This window comes from Streptomyces sp. NPDC058373, from assembly GCF_042723275.1.
Lineage (GTDB): Bacteria > Actinomycetota > Actinomycetes > Streptomycetales > Streptomycetaceae > Streptomyces.
Map to the genome: position 1 here is coordinate 24,712 of NZ_JBHXJE010000055.1, position 15,696 is coordinate 40,407.

16 protein-coding genes are annotated in these 15,696 nt (G+C 74.5%); 7 read left to right on the plus strand and 9 right to left on the minus strand.

Annotated features, from left to right (window positions below):
- Positions 1-90 precede the first annotated feature (90 nt).
- Complete coding sequence (locus ACFWMZ_RS24840; protein WP_383182714.1) at positions 91-453, plus strand: DsrE family protein; 363 nt, start codon at positions 91-93, stop codon at positions 451-453.
- 39 nt (positions 454-492) lie between these two features.
- Here the strand turns inward: ACFWMZ_RS24840 and ACFWMZ_RS24845 are convergent, their stop codons facing one another.
- The 5 genes from ACFWMZ_RS24845 to ACFWMZ_RS24865 all read right to left on the minus strand — a co-directional run bounded on the left by ACFWMZ_RS24845 (position 493) and on the right by ACFWMZ_RS24865 (position 3,772).
- Positions 493-996 carry a DUF3099 domain-containing protein gene (locus ACFWMZ_RS24845; RefSeq protein WP_383204171.1) on the minus strand — a complete coding sequence of 168 codons (504 nt, stop codon included), beginning with the start codon at positions 994-996 and terminating at the stop codon, positions 493-495.
- Positions 997-1,248: 252 nt separating this feature from the next.
- Entirely contained in the window at positions 1,249-1,536 is a 288-nt protein-coding gene (locus ACFWMZ_RS24850) for a DUF1416 domain-containing protein (RefSeq protein ID WP_003949043.1), read from the minus strand.
- A 91-nt stretch (positions 1,537-1,627) separates the two neighbouring features.
- A complete protein-coding gene (locus ACFWMZ_RS24855) occupies positions 1,628-2,467 on the minus strand; it encodes a sulfurtransferase (protein WP_383182709.1) in 840 nt (279 codons plus the stop codon).
- Positions 2,468-2,713: 246 nt separating this feature from the next.
- Entirely contained in the window at positions 2,714-2,794 is an 81-nt protein-coding gene (locus ACFWMZ_RS24860) for a putative leader peptide (protein WP_350495130.1), read from the minus strand.
- A 249-nt stretch (positions 2,795-3,043) separates the two neighbouring features.
- The gene (locus ACFWMZ_RS24865; protein ID WP_383182707.1) at positions 3,044-3,772 is read right to left on the minus strand and encodes a DUF2993 domain-containing protein; all 729 of its coding nucleotides are present in this window, start codon (positions 3,770-3,772) and stop codon (positions 3,044-3,046) included.
- Between the two features lie 266 nt (positions 3,773-4,038).
- Between ACFWMZ_RS24865 and ACFWMZ_RS24870 the strand changes: the two genes are divergently transcribed.
- On the plus strand, positions 4,039-4,908 hold the full coding sequence (locus ACFWMZ_RS24870) for an alpha/beta fold hydrolase (protein WP_383182705.1): 870 nt from the start codon (positions 4,039-4,041) through the stop codon (positions 4,906-4,908).
- 88 nt (positions 4,909-4,996) lie between these two features.
- On the opposite strand, the gene ACFWMZ_RS24875 is transcribed toward ACFWMZ_RS24870, so the two are convergent.
- From ACFWMZ_RS24875 to ACFWMZ_RS24885, 3 genes are all read right to left on the minus strand, one after another.
- Positions 4,997-6,721, minus strand: coding sequence for a hypothetical protein (locus ACFWMZ_RS24875; RefSeq protein WP_383204174.1), 1,725 nt, complete (start codon positions 6,719-6,721; stop codon positions 4,997-4,999).
- Positions 6,722-6,732: 11 nt separating this feature from the next.
- Positions 6,733-6,987, minus strand: a complete 255-nt coding sequence (locus tag ACFWMZ_RS24880) for a MoaD/ThiS family protein (protein WP_383182701.1) — start codon at positions 6,985-6,987, stop codon at positions 6,733-6,735.
- Between the two features lie 350 nt (positions 6,988-7,337).
- A complete protein-coding gene (locus tag ACFWMZ_RS24885; protein ID WP_383204177.1) occupies positions 7,338-8,132 on the minus strand; it encodes an alpha/beta hydrolase in 795 nt (264 codons plus the stop codon).
- Between the two features lie 477 nt (positions 8,133-8,609).
- Here ACFWMZ_RS24885 and ACFWMZ_RS24890 point away from each other — a divergent pair, with 477 nt between their 5' ends.
- The 5 genes from ACFWMZ_RS24890 (at position 8,610) to ACFWMZ_RS24910 (ending at position 14,145) form a co-directional block, all read left to right on the plus strand.
- Positions 8,610-9,410 (plus strand): response regulator transcription factor, encoded by an 801-nt coding sequence (locus ACFWMZ_RS24890; protein ID WP_383182698.1) that lies wholly within the window; start codon positions 8,610-8,612, stop codon positions 9,408-9,410.
- A gap of 167 nt (positions 9,411-9,577) precedes the next feature.
- Positions 9,578-10,600, plus strand: coding sequence for a LacI family DNA-binding transcriptional regulator (locus ACFWMZ_RS24895; protein ID WP_383182696.1), 1,023 nt, complete (start codon positions 9,578-9,580; stop codon positions 10,598-10,600).
- Positions 10,601-10,776: 176 nt separating this feature from the next.
- The gene (locus ACFWMZ_RS24900; protein ID WP_383204180.1) at positions 10,777-11,835 is read left to right on the plus strand and encodes a S1C family serine protease; all 1,059 of its coding nucleotides are present in this window, start codon (positions 10,777-10,779) and stop codon (positions 11,833-11,835) included.
- Between the two features lie 82 nt (positions 11,836-11,917).
- Complete coding sequence (locus ACFWMZ_RS24905) at positions 11,918-12,658, plus strand: response regulator transcription factor (protein WP_383182692.1); 741 nt, start codon at positions 11,918-11,920, stop codon at positions 12,656-12,658.
- Positions 12,655-14,145: an ATP-binding protein gene (locus tag ACFWMZ_RS24910; protein WP_383204183.1), complete on the plus strand. Its 1,491-nt coding sequence runs from the start codon at positions 12,655-12,657 to the stop codon at positions 14,143-14,145. Before ACFWMZ_RS24905 ends, ACFWMZ_RS24910 begins: the two co-directional genes overlap by 4 nt.
- Before the next feature lie 39 nt (positions 14,146-14,184).
- Here the strand turns inward: ACFWMZ_RS24910 and ACFWMZ_RS24915 are convergent, their stop codons facing one another.
- A complete protein-coding gene (locus ACFWMZ_RS24915) occupies positions 14,185-15,531 on the minus strand; it encodes a DUF2993 domain-containing protein (RefSeq protein ID WP_383204185.1) in 1,347 nt (448 codons plus the stop codon).
- Between the last annotated feature and the right edge of the window lie 165 nt (positions 15,532-15,696).

Here is a 15,696-nt window from a genome sequence, read left to right on the forward strand (position 1 = left end):
CCGCATGTGTCTGTGCGGTGCATGATCAGTTCGCACAGATGACCGGCCGGGCGGGCACGGGGTTGCCCTCGCGTTGATTACGATTCGGCCATGGCGAAGAAGCTCGTGATCAAGGTGACGGCCGGGGCGGACGCCCCGGAACGCTGTTCGCAGGCGTTCACGGTGGCCGCGGTGGCCGTGGCGAGCGGCGTGGAGGTGTCCCTCTGGCTGACCGGTGAGTCCTCGTGGTTCGCCCTGCCGGGGCGGGCGGCGGAGTTCGAACTCCCGCACGCGGCCCCGCTGCCGGAGCTCATCGAGGGGATCATGGCGGGCGGCGGGATCACCCTCTGCACGCAGTGCGCGGCCCGCCGGGAGATCACCGAGGCCGACGTGATCGAGGGCGTCCGGATCGCGGGGGCGCAGGTCTTCGTCAGCGAGATCATGGCGGACGGCGTGCAGGCGCTCGTCTACTGAACACCCGCACGCCGTGAGCGGCTCGGCTGCCGCGGCTCTCTACTCGTCCGGCCAGGGCCCCGGCCGCCGCGGATCGCTGCCCCGCCCGTCCAACTCCCGCCACCACGCCTCGGACTGGGGGTCGGGCCCCTGGACGCGATCCTGGTCGGAGAGCGACCCCCGGGACCCGCTCCGGCCCCCGCGCCCACCGGGCGGGCCCGGCGTACCGGAGATCCCGGTCGACCCGGACGGTCCGGGCGGCCCGGCCGGCGGGTTCACCGGCGGCGTCCCCGGCCCGTCCCGCGGCCCTGTTCTGCGGACGTGGGTCGGCGGGGCGGGCGGCGGCTCGGCGCCGGGGCCGGGATCGGGGCCGTCGTACCAACGGTCCTCGGGCCCCTTGCGGTTGGCGACGATGGCGGCGAACGGCGGGATCACCATCGCCACCACGCACATCGCGACGGCGGCCGGCACCGACCAGAGGCGCACGACCGCGCACGCCACGACGAAGAGGCTCAGACAGAAGCCCATCATGGCGAAGTACACATGCCGCCTTCGCGCATACATGGTTCCAGCGTAAGCAGGTTCACCCGCTTTGCACCCCGACGGCCGGCCCCTCGCGAAACTCCTCGAAATACGGCGCTGACCAGGGGAGACAGCGACGCCGGTGGGTAGCGGGCCGCACACGGACAGGCCGCAGGGCCGCACCCCGGCCAGGTGGCGTCCAACCCCCTGGGGTGCGGCCCTGCGGCCGGCGGGTCCTGCGCACCGCCCGCGCTCGCCGGGGCGCGGACGGCGGCCTGAGGACGGCGGTGCGTCTCAGACGGCGATGGCGACCTCGGCCAGGCCGCCCTGCTGGGCGACGACCGTGCGGTCGGCGGAACCACCCGGGACCAGGGCGCGCAGCGTCCAGGTGCCCTCGGCGGCGTAGAAGCGGAACTGACCGGTGGCCGAGGTCGGGACCTCGGCGGTGAACTCGCCGGTCGAGTCGAGCAGCCGCACGTAACCGGTGACGGGCTCGCCGTCGCGGGTCACGCTGCCCTGGATGGTGGTCTCACCGGGCTTGATGGTCGAGGCGTCGGGGCCGCCGGCCTTGGCTCCACACATTCCTGCATCCGTCCTTCGCTGTTGCGGGGCCCCCGCTCACCAAATCAGGGGCGGGGGCGCGGGGCCGCGCGGTGCGCGCGGCCCCGGCGGGTCACTTGTTGGCGCCGAGCTCGATCGGCACGCCGACCAGGGAGCCGTACTCGGTCCAGGAGCCGTCGTAGTTCTTGACGTTCTCGACACCGAGCAGCTCGTGCAGGACGAACCAGGTGAGCGCGGAACGCTCACCGATGCGGCAGTAGGCGATGGTGTCCTTGGCGAGGTCGACCTGCTCGTCGGCGTAGAGCGCCTTCAGCTCCTCGTCGGACTTGAAGGTGCCGTCGTCGTTGGCGTTCTTCGACCACGGGATGTTGCGGGCGCTCGGCACGTGGCCGGGGCGCTGCGACTGCTCCTGCGGGAGGTGGGCCGGGGCGAGCAGCTTGCCGGAGAACTCGTCGGGGGAGCGCACGTCGACCAGGTTCTGGCTGCCGATGGCGTTCACGACGTCCTCGCGGAAGGCGCGGATCGCGGTGTTCTGCGGCTTGGCCTTGTAGTCGGTGGCGGGGCGCTCGGGGACCTCGGCGACCAGGTCGCGCGAGTCCAGCTCCCACTTCTTGCGGCCGCCGTCGAGGAGCTTGACGTTCTCGTGGCCGTACAGCTTGAAGTACCAGTAGGCGTAGGAGGCGAACCAGTTGTTGTTGCCGCCGTAGAGGACCACGAGGGTGTCGTTGGCGATGCCCTTGGCCGAGAGGAGCTTCTCGAAGCCCTCCTGGTCGATGAAGTCGCGGCGGACCGGGTCCTGGAGGTCCTCGGTCCAGTCGATGCGGATCGCGTTGCGGATGTGGTTCTTGTCGTACGCCGACGTGTCCTCGTCGACCTCCACGACGGCGACGTTCGGGTCGTCCAGGTGGTCCTGGACCCAGTCGGCGTCTACCAGGACGTCACTACGGCTCATGGTGCATTCCTCCGGGGCAGTTGCGGGGCTGGTACGGCGTGGCGGGTGGGCGGTGCTGGGCCGGAGCTCCGGGTGCGGGGATTCCGCCCGCCTCCTGCCGGTGCGGTCCGGCGGGGGCGGTGTCCGCGATACGGACAGGATGCGGGATCGTGGCGCTCGCGCGGGATTCTCCGGGCTTCTCGGCGGGGTGGTGCCGGGCCGGGCCCTCGGACGGGGCCGGGCCGGGGCGTGCGGCCCCCGCGCTGCTCAGCCGCGGCGACAGAGCATGGCGGCGACGCGGCACAGGTCGACTGCCCGCCGCTTCGTGAGGTCCGCCTGTCGCTTCATGGGTCCGATCGTAGGGACGAATCGGCGACCATGTCACCGACGTTTCACCATCTGAGACAGGATCATCCGCAATGTGGTCACCGCAGGTGCGTCCGGACAGCACGGAGCCGCCCCGGCCCGCTGCGGCAGGGGCGGAGGCGGTCGCGTCCGGCTCGCGGGCGGGGAACACGCGGGGAACACGGACGGGCGCGTCTCGCTCTGCGGACGCCGCCCCGCCGCGTCCCCGGGATCCGCGCGGCCGTCCCCGTCCTACCCGGCGAGGCGGACCGACGAACCCTCGACACTGATCTCGACGCCGTTCTTGGCCGGGGTGACCTTCGACAGCTCGATGCCGCCGGGCAGCCCGCCGACCTTCTGCTGGAAGTCGGTGATCTCGCGGACCTTGTCCTCGGCGAGCTTGATGCCGAGGCTGGGCAGCGCGTCGGCCTTCACCCGCACCTCGCCGTCCCTGACGGTCGGGGTGGAGAGGACCTCCAGGGGCTGGGGGAGGGCGGCACCGAAGATGGTCGCCTCGATCTCCACCTTGATCTTGCCGTTTCCGCCGTCGGAGAGGCCGACGACCTTGGCGGTGGCGCCGGGCGCGACGTCGATCGGGTCGGGCTTGGCCGCCTTGAGCAGGTCCGCGTAGCCGATCCGGGCGGTGCCCTCGGCGGTCTTCGCGGTGGCCTGGCTGAAGCCGCCGGAGAACTCGACGCCGCGCAGGTGGGCGTTGAGGTCGGCGATCCGGACGCTCTTGCCGTCGGTGGTGGCGTCGAACTCCTTCACCGACACCTCGACGTCCTCCAGGCCGCTGCCCACGACCTGGGTGAGGAAGGGGAAGCCGTGGATGGTCACCTCGGGGTCGGCGTTCATCGATCCGCTCGCCTTGAGCCGGTCGGCGACCTCGCCCTCGGCGAAGTTGACCGCGAGGCGGTCGGCGATGACGAAGAGTCCCCCCAGGACCACGACGACGATCAGGAGTATGCGTAGTGCGCGCATCGTTCGGCTTCCCCCACCAGGTGGACTTCGCTCGTGGCGCCCCGCTGGGCACCCGGCCGCGAGCGTAACCCGGACGGCCCCACGACCCGATCGTTCGTGCCCGAGTGTGTGCGAGCTGAGACGCCCCGGTGGCCGATCGTGACCGTACGCGTACGTGCGGTGTCGGCGGTGGCCGCGCGGGCAGGAGGAAGGCGGTGCCGGTGCGGCACCTGCCGGTACGCGCGGTCGCGGTGGGCGGCACGCCGGCGAGGCGGGAGGTGCGGGCCGTGTTCGAGGGATTCGAGGCCAAGCGGGTCCAGGTCGACGGAGCCTCGGTCTTCGTCCGCCACGGCGGCGAAGGGCCGCCGGTGGTGCTGCTCCACGGCCATCCCCGGACCTCCGCGACCTGGCACCGCGTCGCCCCGCTCCTCGTCCGGCGCGGTTTCACCGTCGTCTGTCCGGACCTGCGCGGGTACGGCCGCTCCCGGGGCCCGGCTCCCACGCCCGACCACGCGGGGCACTCCAAGCGGGCCGTCGCCGGTGACGTGGTCGCGGTGGCGCGCTCCCTCGGCCATGACCGGTTCGCGCTCGCCGGGCACGACCGGGGCGGAGCCGTCGCGCTGCGCCTCGCGCTCGACCACCCGGAGGCGGTCTCGCGGGTGGCGCTGATCGACTGCCTGCCGGTCAGCGAGCACCTGTCCCGGATCACCGCCGACTTCGCCACGCGGTGGTGGCACTGGTTCTTCTTCGCCCAGCCGGAGATCCCCGAGCGCGTGATCAACGCCGACCCGGACAGCTGGTACCGCGGCGATCCGCGGAGCATGGGCCAGGAGAACTACGAGGAGTGGCGGGAGGCCACCAGGAACCCCGAGGTGGTGCGGGCGATGCTGGAGGACTACCGGGCCGGACTGACCGTCGACAGGCGGCACGAGGAGGAGGACCGGGCCGCCGGGGCGCGGATCGCCTGCCCGGCCCTGGCCCTGTGGTCGCTCCGGGACGACCTGGAGGAACTGTACGCAGACCCGGTCAGAATCTGGCGGCGGTGGGCGACGGACGTACGCGGCCACGGCATCGACTCCGGCCACCACGTCGCCGAGGAGGCGCCCGAGGCGCTCGCGGCCTCCTTGGCGGACTTCTTCACCGGCCCGCCTGAGTGAGCGGGGCGAGCCGCCCTCCGGCCCGTACCGAGCGCACCGCGCCCCCGCCGTGTCCGGCGAGGGCGCGGTGCGGCTTCGTGCGGGCGGCTCAGCCGGTGACCACGCGGCCCAGCAGGTAGACGGCCGGGACGGCGGCGGTGAGCGGCAAGGCCACGCCCGCCGTCATGTGCACGAACCGCGACGGGTAGTCGTACGCGGCGACCCGGTGGCCGATCACCGCGCACACCGCCGCACCCGCGCCGATCAGCGCGGCCGAGGCGCCGAGCCCGGTCAGGACTCCGCCGAGCGCCCCTGCCCCGGCGCCCGCCAGGACGGCGGCGACCATCGAGGCGGCGGCGGGCAGCGGCAGCGAGCGGACGAAGACCGCGACGGCGACGGAGATCCCGCCGACCACCACCGCGTCCGGCTCGGCGGCCAGGTACCCGGCGGCGATGATCGCCAGCGCCGCCGAGGCGATGGTGGCGAAGAGGCCGTGCAGCCGGTCGTCGGCCGGGGCGTTGCTGCGCAGTTGCAGGACGAGGCAGAGCAGCACCCAGACGCCGAGCGTGCCGATCACCGCGGCCGGGCCGTGCTCCCGCCCGGCGACCAGCACCACCGCGTCGGCGGCGAGCGCGCCCGCGAAGGCGAGGGCGATGCCCTGCCGGGCGGGCCACATCCCGTTCAACCGGAACCACCCGGCCGCCGTCAGCCCCTGGAGGGCGATCAGCGGCAGCAGCGTCCCCCACCAGCCGAGCGCGGCCCCGCCCGCCAGCAGCACGCCGAGGCCGGCGGTGAGCAGCGCGGGCTGCGTACCCGGGTCGATGATCGGCGAGCGCCCCTCGGCGCGGGCGCGCTGGGCGTCGGTGATCCGGGTGTTGCCGGTGACGGTGGCCGGGCCGTAGGCGGGCCCGTCGGCCCCCGCCGGCTCCTCGCCGCGGGGAGCACGGTGGCTGCCGGTCGCGGCCGGGGCGCCGACGGCCTGGCCGGTCCCCTGCCCGCCGGGCGCGCGATGGCCGCCCGTCCCGGGCCGCGCCTCGGCGGGCATCGGCCCGGCACCGGTCACCGGCGGGATGTACGCCGTCTCGGCGTACGCGGGGCCACCGGCGGCCGGGGTCGGCGGGATGAGCGCCGTCTCCTCGTACGGCGACGGCGGCGGCACCGCACCCCGCTGTCCGCCGTGCGAGGCCGGACCCGGCCCGGCGGCGGTCGGCGGGATCAGGGCCGTCTCCTCGTAGGGCGACGGCGGCGGGACCGGCCGCCCCTGGCCGCCGTACGACGGGGCGCCCGGGGGCGGCGGCGCGGGGCGGGTGCCGCCCGCCGGAGTCTGCGGCATCATCGCCGTCTCCTCGTACGGGGAGGGCGCGGGCCGACCGGGCGCGCTCGGCGGGGCGGGCGGGCGGGGCGCGCGTGGGGCCGCGGGCGGCGGGCCGGCGGCCGGGGTGGGCGGCATGAGGGCCGTCTCCTCGTAGGGCGAGGGTGCGGCCGGCCCCGGGTGGCCGCCGTACGACGGGCCGCCGTACGCCTGGCCGCCGTACGAACCCTGTGCCGGGCCGGGCGCGATGGTCGGGTGGGTCTGGCTCTCCCAGGTCTGCCCCTGCCAGGTCTGCGCGGGCCCGTCGGCGCCCTGCTGGGGCTGGGCGTACCCCTGCTGCTGGTACGGGTCGTGCCCCTGCGGAGCCCCGTACTGCGCGCCCTGCGCACCGTGAGGGCCGTAAGAGCCGTCGGGGTCGTACGAGTAATTCTCCTGACCCTGCTGGTACTGCTGGTACTGCTGGTACTGCTGGTACTGCTGGCTGTACGGGTCGTACGGCTGCTGCTGCGGCTGATTGCTCATGCTGTGGGGGGTCACCCTCCTGCGAACGGCGGGAGCACCTCGACCGTGCCGCCCTCGGCCAGCCGTACGGTCTCATGGGCGCGGGTGCCGACGGGGTCGCCGTCGACCAGGTACGAGCAGCGCTGGAGCACGCGGACCAGCTCGCCGGGGTGGTGGCTGCGGGCGCCGTCCAGGGCCTCGGCGAGGGTCGCCGCGTCGTACGGCTCCTCGGCGACCCCCGCGGCGGCCTTGGCGGCCGCCCAATAGCGGATCGTGCCGGTGGGCATGGCGCTCCTCCTCGGCCGGGCGCGGAAACCCGGTGCTCTGCGGACGGCCGTCGCGCGGCCGTCCTTGTTCCCTGGCGCGGTCCGCGGGCGCGCCGAGACGCAAGGTTAGGCCCTCGCGGGGCGCGGGCGACCCGGCGTGGTCCTCAGGCGCCGGACAGGCTGAGTGTCCTCAAACGCCGGACGGGCTGGAATTCAGCCCCGCCACCACTTGAGGACACACGAAGCCCGTCCGGCGCTTGAGGACACATGAAGCCCGTCCGGCGCTTGAGGACACATGAAGCCCGTCCGGCGCCTGAGGACAAACACAGCCCGTCCGGCGTTTGAGGACGCTCGCGGGGCACCGGCGTACGTCACCCGCCCGGCGCCCGCCGGGCCACCCATTCCCCGATGCGGCCCAGCAGCGCATCGCCGGCGGCGTTCTCGGCGTGGCCCATGCCGGGCTCCAGCCACAGTTCGGCGTCCTCCCCGGCGGCCGCGGCGAGGGCGCGCGGGTGGTCGAGGGGGAAGTACGGGTCGCTGTCGCCGTGCACGAGGAGCAGCGGCGTCGGGGCGATCCGGGCGGCGGCCTCGGCCGGGTCGAGCGGCACCGGGTCCCAGTCGCTGGTGTGGATGCGGGTCCGCAGTCCGTACCGGCCCACCGCGCGGCCCAGTGGCCGGGTCACCACCCAGTGCAGGCGGCGCATGGCGGCGGTGCCCCGGTAGTACCAGCGGGCGGGCGCGCTCACCGCGACCACGGCGTCGGTGTGGGCGGGCCCGTACGCGCCCGGGGTCCCGGCGCGGTGCAGGGCGGCGTGGCGCAGGACGACCGAGCCGCCCATGGAGAAGCCGACCGTCCACACCGTGCGGTGACCCAGCCGCCGGGCCCAGGCGACGGCGGCGGCGAGGTCGAGCACCTCGCGGTCGCCGACGGTCGAGCGGCCGCCGGAGGCCCCGTGGCCGCGGAACGAGAAGGTGACCACCGCCCCGTAACGGCGGAAGACGGCCGCGGCCCGGCGGACGTGCGGCCGTCCGGCACTGCCGGTGAAGCCGTGGGCCACGACGGTGACCGGCACCTGATCGGTCGGCTCCCCCGACAAATCCGCGCCAGAATCCGCCGGCTCGTACACCGCCTCCAGCGCGACCCCGTCCGCCGCCAGTAGCACCACCCGTTCGGCCCCTTCGGCGAAACCTCCCTGACCTGCGGGAAAGCCTGCTCCTCGGGGCCCCTGAGCGCTGCCCCCGGGCCCCTGCCCCACGCCTTCCGCACGGCCCTGCGGAGGGACCCGGGAGGCGGCCTGGGAGGGGGCCGGGCACACGTCGCGCCCTGACGTAGGCGTACTCATGTGGGTTATTGTGCTGGGAAGAGGACTCGGGCAGCGACGCCCCCGGGTCCTTTCGTGCTTTCCGGCACGTTGTATACGACCGGGTCTCCCGGTCGCGTCCTGCGCTCCGGGAGGCCGGCGGTCCCCAGGGCGCGGGGGTCGCGGAAATATCCGTACGCAGTGCCGCATGTCCGTCCGGCGCGCCACTCCGGACGGACTCCCTCTCGCAGGGAACCGAGGAGGAACCGACGTCATGGGCGACCGATCCAACCCGCACCATCCGAGCTGTCGAGAGTCCGGCCGCGGGGCGGGTGAGTGCCGATGAGCTCCTTGCTGCTGCTCACCAACGCCCTCCAGCCCTCCACCGAGGTGCTGCCCGCACTGGGGCTGCTCCTCCACCAGGTCCGCGTCGCCCCCGCCGAGGGGCCCGCTCTCGTCGACACCCCGGGCGCGGACGTCATCCTGATCGACGGCCGCCGCGACCTGCCGCAGGTCCGCAGCCTCTGCCAGCTGCTGCGCTCCACCGGGCCCGGCTGCCCGCTGGTCCTCGTCGTCACCGAGGGCGGCCTCGCCGCCGTCACCGCCGACTGGGGCGTCGACGACGTGCTGCTGGACACCGCCGGGCCCGCCGAGGTCGAGGCGCGGCTGCGGCTGGCCATGGGCCGCCAGCAGATCACCACCGACGACTCCCCCATGGAGATCCGCAACGGCGACCTCTCCGTCGACGAGGCCACCTACAGCGCCAAGCTCAAGGGCCGGATCCTCGACCTGACCTTCAAGGAGTTCGAGCTGCTGAAGTACCTGGCGCAGCACCCGGGCCGGGTCTTCACCCGCGCCCAGCTGCTCCAGGAGGTCTGGGGCTACGACTACTTCGGCGGTACCCGGACCGTCGACGTCCACGTACGGCGGCTGCGCGCCAAGCTCGGCCCCGAGCACGAGTCGCTGATCGGCACGGTCCGCAACGTCGGCTACCGCTTCGTCACCCCGGAGAAGCCGGAGGCGAAGGAGAAGGCGGCGAAGGAGCAGGCGCAGGAGGAGGCGGCCGAGAAGGTCCGGTCGGCCCGGGCCGCGGCTGCCGGGTCCGGGGAGAAGACGGCGGAGCAGCAGGCCGCCAAGGGCTGAGTCCCGCCCCCGCTCCCTTCCTCCGCCCGCCTCCCGGCCACCGCGCACCACGGCCGGGAGGCGGGCGGAGCACTGCCGGGGCGCGCGCTCGCGAGAGCGCTCCCGCGCCGGTATTGAGGGGCGGACAGCCCTTAGGAGCGCCGGCGCGACCCGCGTAGACTGCCGCCGTGGCCAAGGTGACGCGGGACGACGTGGCGCGACTGGCGGGTACATCGACCGCCGTCGTGAGCTACGTGATCAACAACGGACCCCGGCCGGTCGCCCCGGCCACCAGAGAGCGGGTACTCGCCGCGATCAAGGAGCTGGGCTACCGGCCCGACCGGGTCGCGCAGGCGATGGCCTCCCGCCGCACCGACCTGGTCGGCATGATCGTGCCCGACGCCCGGCAGCCCTTCTTCGCGGAGATGGCGCACGCCGTGGAACAGGCCGCCGCCGAGCGCGGAAAGATGGTCCTGGTCGGCAACAGCGACTACATCGACGAGCGCGAGGTGCACTACCTCCGCGCCTTCCTCGGCATGCGGGTCTCCGGCCTGATCCTGGTCAGCCAGGGTCCGAGCGAGACCGCCGCCAGCGAGATAGAGGCGTGGGACGCCCGGGTCGTCCTGCTGCACCGCAGACCCGACGCGATCGACGACGTGGCCGTGGTCACCGACGACGTGGGCGGCGCCCAGCTCGCCACCCGCCACCTCCTGGAACACGGCGTCTCCTACGTCGCCTGCCTCGGCGGCACCCCCAGCACCCCTTCGGTCGGCGACCCGGTCTCCGACCACGTCGAGGGCTGGCGCCGCGCCATGTCCGAGGCGGGCCGCACCACGGAGGGCCGCCTCTTCCAGGCCCCCTACAACCGCTACGACGCCTACCAGGTCGCCCTCACCCTGCTCGCGGGCCCCGACCGCCCGCCCGCCATCGTCTGCGCCACCGACGACCAGGCGATAGGCGTCCTGCGCGCCGCCCGCGAACTGCGCATCGACGTCCCCGGCGAACTCCTCGTCGCCGGCTTCGACGACGTCAAGGAGGCCGGTCTCACCGACCCGCCCCTCACCACCGTCGCCTCCGACCGCACCGCGATGGCCCGCGCCGCCGTCGACCTGGTCCTGGACGACGCGCTGCGGGTGGCGGGGTCCCGCCGGGAGCGGCAGAAGGTGTTCCCGTCGCGACTGGTGGTGCGGAGGTCCTGCGGGTGTTCTTGAGGGGGACCGGGCGCCGGGGGCTGAGCCGCACGGGCGGCTGACCGCGACACCGCGCGCCGCCTTCGCCCGGACCCACCCCCGCTCTCCCGCGCCTTTATACCGGGCATACAGGATTCTCCCCCTCTTCTCAGTCGGCTCTCAGCTCCCTCTCATCCGGGGCCCGGATCGTCGTACCCATGACCGAGAGCTACCGCCACGACGGCGCACCCAGCGAGTACCCGAGCACGTACCCCGGCCCGCAGGCGCAGTACGCCGGGCAGGCGGAGGAGGCGTACGGCGGGACGGCCGAAGCCCCCGCGGCCCCCGGCGCCTGGCCCCCGCCCCCGGCCTACGCGCCCCCCACCCCGCGCGCCCGGCGCCGCCTGCGCGGCCCCGCCGGGCTGCTCGCCGCGGTCGCGGTGACCGCCGCCGCCATCGGGGGCGGGACGGCGTACGCGTTCCAGGAGCTGACCGGGGGCGGGCAGGCCGGTGGGGGCGGGCAGGTGAACGGGACCACCGTGGCCGCGTCCAGCAAGGGGACGGTCGCCGGGGTGGCCGAGGCGGTCGGGCCGAGCATCGTGGAGATCAGGGCGGCGGGGTCGTCGGGGCAGTCGACCGGGTCCGGCGTCGTCATCAGCGAGGACGGGGAGGTCGTGACCAACAACCACGTCGTTTCCGGGGCCTCGCAGGTGCAGGTGGCGACCAGTGACGGAAAGACGTACAGCGCCGAGGTGGTCGGGACGGACAGTTCCAAGGATCTGGCGCTGCTCAAGATGCGGGGCGCCTCGGGGATGAAGACGGCCTCGCTCGGGGACTCCGACAAGGTGGCCGTCGGGGACGACGTGGTGGCCATCGGGTCGCCGGCGGGGCTGACCGGGACCGTGACCAGCGGCATCGTCTCGGCGCTCGACCGGGACGTGACCGTGTCGCGCGACGAGAGCCAGGGCGGCAGCGGGCAGGGCGGCGGGCGCGAGTGGCCGTTCGAGTACGGCGGGGAGCAGTTCAACGGGGAGACCGGCGAGCGCACCACGACGTACCAGGCGATCCAGACGGACGCCTCGCTCAACCCGGGCAACTCCGGGGGCGCCCTGATCAACATGGACGGCGAGATCATCGGCATCAACTCGGCGATGTACTCGGCCGGTTCCTCACAGGGCCAGTCGGCCGACGCGGGCAGTGTCGGCCTCGGCTTCGCCATCCCCGTCAACGACCTCAAGGCCGACCTCGACACGCTGCGCTCCGGCTCCCAGCGCTGACGGCGCGTTCGCCCGCGCGCCCGCCCGCGCGTGCGAGGCTGGCCGCACCGAGTCCCGTCACCCGAGCCCCAGGGAGCCCGCCATGCCGGCCGCCGAACCGCAGGACCAGGACCGCGAGCAGCGCATCCTGATCGTCGACGACGAGCCCGCGGTCCGCGACGCGCTCCGCCGCAGCCTCGCCTTCGAGGGGTACGGCACCGAAGTGGCCGTCGACGGGCTGGACGCGTTGGAGAAGTCCGCCGCGTACCGGCCCGACCTGATCGTGCTGGACATCCAGATGCCGCGGATGGACGGGCTGACCGCGGCCCGGCGGGTGCGGGCCGCGCAGGACACCGTGCCGATCCTCATGCTGACCGCCCGCGACACCGTCGGCGACCGCGTCACCGGCCTCGACGCGGGCGCCGACGACTACCTGGTCAAGCCCTTCGAACTGGACGAGCTCTTCGCCCGCGTCCGCGCCCTGCTCCGCCGCTCCTCCTACGCCGCCGAGCGGACCGACACCGCCCCCGACGACGACGTGCTGGCCTTCGCCGACCTGCGGATGGACCTCGCCACCCGCGAGGTACTGCGCGGCAACCGGCCGGTGGAGCTGACCCGTACGGAGTTCACGCTCCTGGAGATGCTGCTGGCCCACCCGCGTCAGGTGCTGACCCGCGAGCAGATCCTCAAGGCCGTCTGGGGCTTCGACTTCGAGCCGACCTCCAACTCCCTGGACGTGTACGTGATGTACCTGCGCCGCAAGACCGAGGCGGGCGGCGAACCGCGCCTGGTCCACACCGTGCGCGGCGTCGGCTACGTGCTGCGCACCGGGAGCGGCGAGTGAGACGGCTCGGCGCGCTCCCGCTGCGGGCCCGCCTCGCCCTGCTGGTGGCGGTGGCCGTGGCGCTGGCGGTCGCCGCCGTCTCGGTGGCCTGCTGGTTCGTGGTGCGCGGCAAGCTGTACGACGAGATCGACGCCCAGCTGAAGGCGCAGAACCAGGCGCAGCCCACCGCCGCCCTGCGCGACCTGCTCGCCGACTGCCCGAACGAGCCCACGCCGGTGGGCCCGGGCGACTTCGGTCGCGCCCACCCCGAGCTGTACCTCCAGCTGGTCACCGCCGACGGCCAGGTCTGTGTCGCCGAGGCCTCGGCCGGGGTGGTCGAGCCGGAGTCGGCCGACCTGGCGGTGGCGGTGGCCGGGCCGCCCGCGGAGCCCGAGCCGCACGACGCGAAGGCCGCCGACGGCACCGAGGTCCGCGTGCTGGCCGCGCCCGCCATCGGCAAGGGGCCGCCCCCGGCACACTTCCGGAACACCGCGATCCTCTACGCGTACTCGCTGGAGGAGACCCGGGCCACCCTGGACGATCTGGCGCTGCTGCTGCTGCTGGTCTCGGGCGTGGGGGTGCTCGGCGCGGGCGGGGCGGGGCTGTGGATCGCCCGGTCGGGGCTGCGGCCGGTGGACCGGCTGACGGACGCGGTGGAGCACGTCGCCCGTACGCAGGACCTGACCGTGCGCATCCCCGTCGACGGGGACGACGAGATCGCCCGGCTCTCCGCCTCGTTCAACGCCATGACCAGCGCCCTCGCCGACTCCCACGACCTGCAGCAGCAGTTGATCGCCGACGCGGGGCACGAGCTGCGGACCCCGCTGACCTCGCTGCGGACCAACATCGAGCTGCTGGCCCGCAGCGAGCGCACCGGCCGCGCGCTGCCCGCCGAGGACCGGGCGGCGCTGCTCGACTCGGTCAAGGCGCAGATGACGGAGTTGGCGGCGCTCATCGGGGACCTCCAGGAGCTTTCCCGCACGGACGGCGCGCAGCAGGGCCGGGTTGAGGTGGTCGCCTTCCACGAGACGACGGCGACCGCGCTGCGCCGGGCCCGGCTGCGCGGCCCGGAGCTGTCCTTCACCGCCGACCTGGCGCCCTGGTACGTACGGTGCCGCCCGGCCGCGCTGGAGCGCGCCGTCGTCAACGTCCTCGACAACGCGGTGAAGTTCAGCCCGGCGGGCGCGACGGTCGACGTCCGGCTGCACCGGGGCGAACTGACCGTACGCGACCGGGGGCCTGGCATTCTGGAGGACGAACTCCGGTACGTCTTCGACCGGTTCTGGCGCTCGCCGTCGGCGCGTTCGCTGCCGGGCTCCGGGCTGGGGCTGTCCATCGTGGCGCGGACGGCCGAGCAGTGCGGCGGCCGGGTCGCCGTCGAGCGCGCCGAGGGCGGCGGGACCCTGGTCCGGCTGATCCTGCCGGGGGCGCCGACGCCGCCGCCCGGGTCGGAGCGCGGGGAGGACGGCGAGGGGGAGACGCCGGGGGGTGCCGGCGGCGTGGGCTGAGCCGCGTACGGCCGGCGGCCTCGCCCCGCTCCCCGGCGCTCACTTCCCGAACCGCATCCCCGTCCCCTCCAGCCGCACCAGAATCCCGTCCGGCTCCACGCCGACGTCGCGGAGGCGTACGTCCCCCTCGCCGGGCAGTTCCGGCAGGGTGAAGCCGAGGGTGAGGCGGTCGGCGAGCTGCGGGCGGGTGAGGCCCAGGAGGGCGTCGAGGAGGCCGGGGTCGATGCCGAGGCGGCGCAGCACGTCGGGGTGGGCGGCGGCGAGGTCGACCAGGTTGACGGCGAGGAGGTCGTCGACGACGGCGGGGGTGCCGAGGAGGTCGGCGAGCTTCTGGTCGTTGGCGAGGGCCGCGCGGATCTGGGAGTCGGGGACGCCGAGGGCGTGCACGATGGCCGGGACCGAGAGCAGGGCCTTGGCCTTGCGGGTCTCGCCCGCCAGCGCCTCCAGGCTGCTCGGGGTGAGGTGGAGGCCGTCGTCCGGGCCGGTGCCGGGCCGGAAGGTGGCGAGGTCACCGATGTCGAGCCGCATGCCGGTGACCTCGGTGGTGACGCCCCGGTCGCCCTCGCGGCGGATCACCGCGTCGGCGCGCAGGACCAGTTCGTGCCCGGCGACGGGGAGGGTGCCGCGGGCGAGCACGCGGTCGGTGCCCTTGCCGGTGAAGGTGACCTGGGAGGCGCCGAGTTCGCGGCCGAGGTCGTCGAAGGAGAGCCGGACCTCGCCGTCGACGCCGCCGAAGTCGGCGCCGTCGATGCCGGTCAGGCCCTCCCCGGATATCCGTACGTCGTGGCCGGTGGCGGAGACCTCGGCGAGCGAGACCCGCCCGGCGGCGACGTCGGGGACGGTGAGGTGGACGGTGTCGAGGCGGCGGGCGGCGACCTGGGTGAGGAAGGGGAAGCCGTCGATGTCGACCTCGGGGGCGGCGCTGAGGTCCATCTTCTCCTTCAGCGCGTCCTCGGCCCTGTTCTCGGCGTAGAGCACGGCCCAGCGGTCGCCGAGGGCGAGGAAGCAGGCGAGGACGAGGACGCCGACGACGATCTTGGCGCCCCAGTGCAGCGTCCGGAAGGCGCGCCGGAGCGGGCCGCGCCCGCGCGCCCGGCGCCGGGACGGAGCGGCCGGGGACGCCCGGCGGGCGGGGGCCTTACCCGTCTCGAACTGGTCGAATGCGTCCGCGTCCTGCTGGAGGAAGGTGTCCACGGCCCGGTCGTCGAGCCCGGCGAGCTGCTCGTAGGGGTTGTCCCACTCGGGGTTGGACTCGTACGGCCCGTAGCGCGGTACGGGCCCGCCGGCGCGGGGCGGCGGGACGGGGCCGGGGGTGTGGGGCCCGGGGGTGGCGGCCTCCTCGTCGTACGCCGGTACCTCCGGTGAACGGTCGGTGTCCTGGGTCATGCGGTGGGGGGAACGCATCGCGTCATCCCACCACGCGCCCTGCCTCCGCCCGCAACTCCGACTCCCGCTACCTCAGCCAATGCGAGGTATGCCACACGCCCCGGACCACCGGTGGATTCGGTGCCGGGCGCGCGGCCCCGTGGCTCCGGCGCGCGGCGGGACTCC

Bases quoted from the DNA above. Each gene is read 5' to 3' on its own strand.
- ACFWMZ_RS24855 (WP_383182709.1), bottom strand. From the start codon at position 2,467: ATGAGCCGTAGTGACGTCCTGGTAGACGCCGACTGGGTCCAGGACCAC.
- ACFWMZ_RS24850 (WP_003949043.1), bottom strand. From the start codon at position 1,536: ATGTGTGGAGCCAAGGCCGGCGGCCCCGACGCCTCGACCATCAAGCCC.
- ACFWMZ_RS24860 (WP_350495130.1), bottom strand. From the start codon at position 2,794: ATGAAGCGACAGGCGGACCTCACGAAGCGGCGGGCAGTCGACCTGTGC.
- ACFWMZ_RS24840 (WP_383182714.1), top strand. From the start codon at position 91: ATGGCGAAGAAGCTCGTGATCAAGGTGACGGCCGGGGCGGACGCCCCG.
- ACFWMZ_RS24890 (WP_383182698.1), top strand. From the start codon at position 8,610: ATGAGCTCCTTGCTGCTGCTCACCAACGCCCTCCAGCCCTCCACCGAG.
- ACFWMZ_RS24900 (WP_383204180.1), top strand. From the start codon at position 10,777: ATGACCGAGAGCTACCGCCACGACGGCGCACCCAGCGAGTACCCGAGC.
- ACFWMZ_RS24875 (WP_383204174.1), bottom strand. From the start codon at position 6,721: ATGAGCAATCAGCCGCAGCAGCAGCCGTACGACCCGTACAGCCAGCAG.
- ACFWMZ_RS24845 (WP_383204171.1), bottom strand. From the start codon at position 996: ATGTATGCGCGAAGGCGGCATGTGTACTTCGCCATGATGGGCTTCTGT.
- ACFWMZ_RS24865 (WP_383182707.1), bottom strand. From the start codon at position 3,772: ATGCGCGCACTACGCATACTCCTGATCGTCGTCGTGGTCCTGGGGGGA.
- ACFWMZ_RS24880 (WP_383182701.1), bottom strand. From the start codon at position 6,987: ATGCCCACCGGCACGATCCGCTATTGGGCGGCCGCCAAGGCCGCCGCG.
- ACFWMZ_RS24915 (WP_383204185.1), bottom strand. From the start codon at position 15,531: ATGACCCAGGACACCGACCGTTCACCGGAGGTACCGGCGTACGACGAG.
- ACFWMZ_RS24905 (WP_383182692.1), top strand. From the start codon at position 11,918: ATGCCGGCCGCCGAACCGCAGGACCAGGACCGCGAGCAGCGCATCCTG.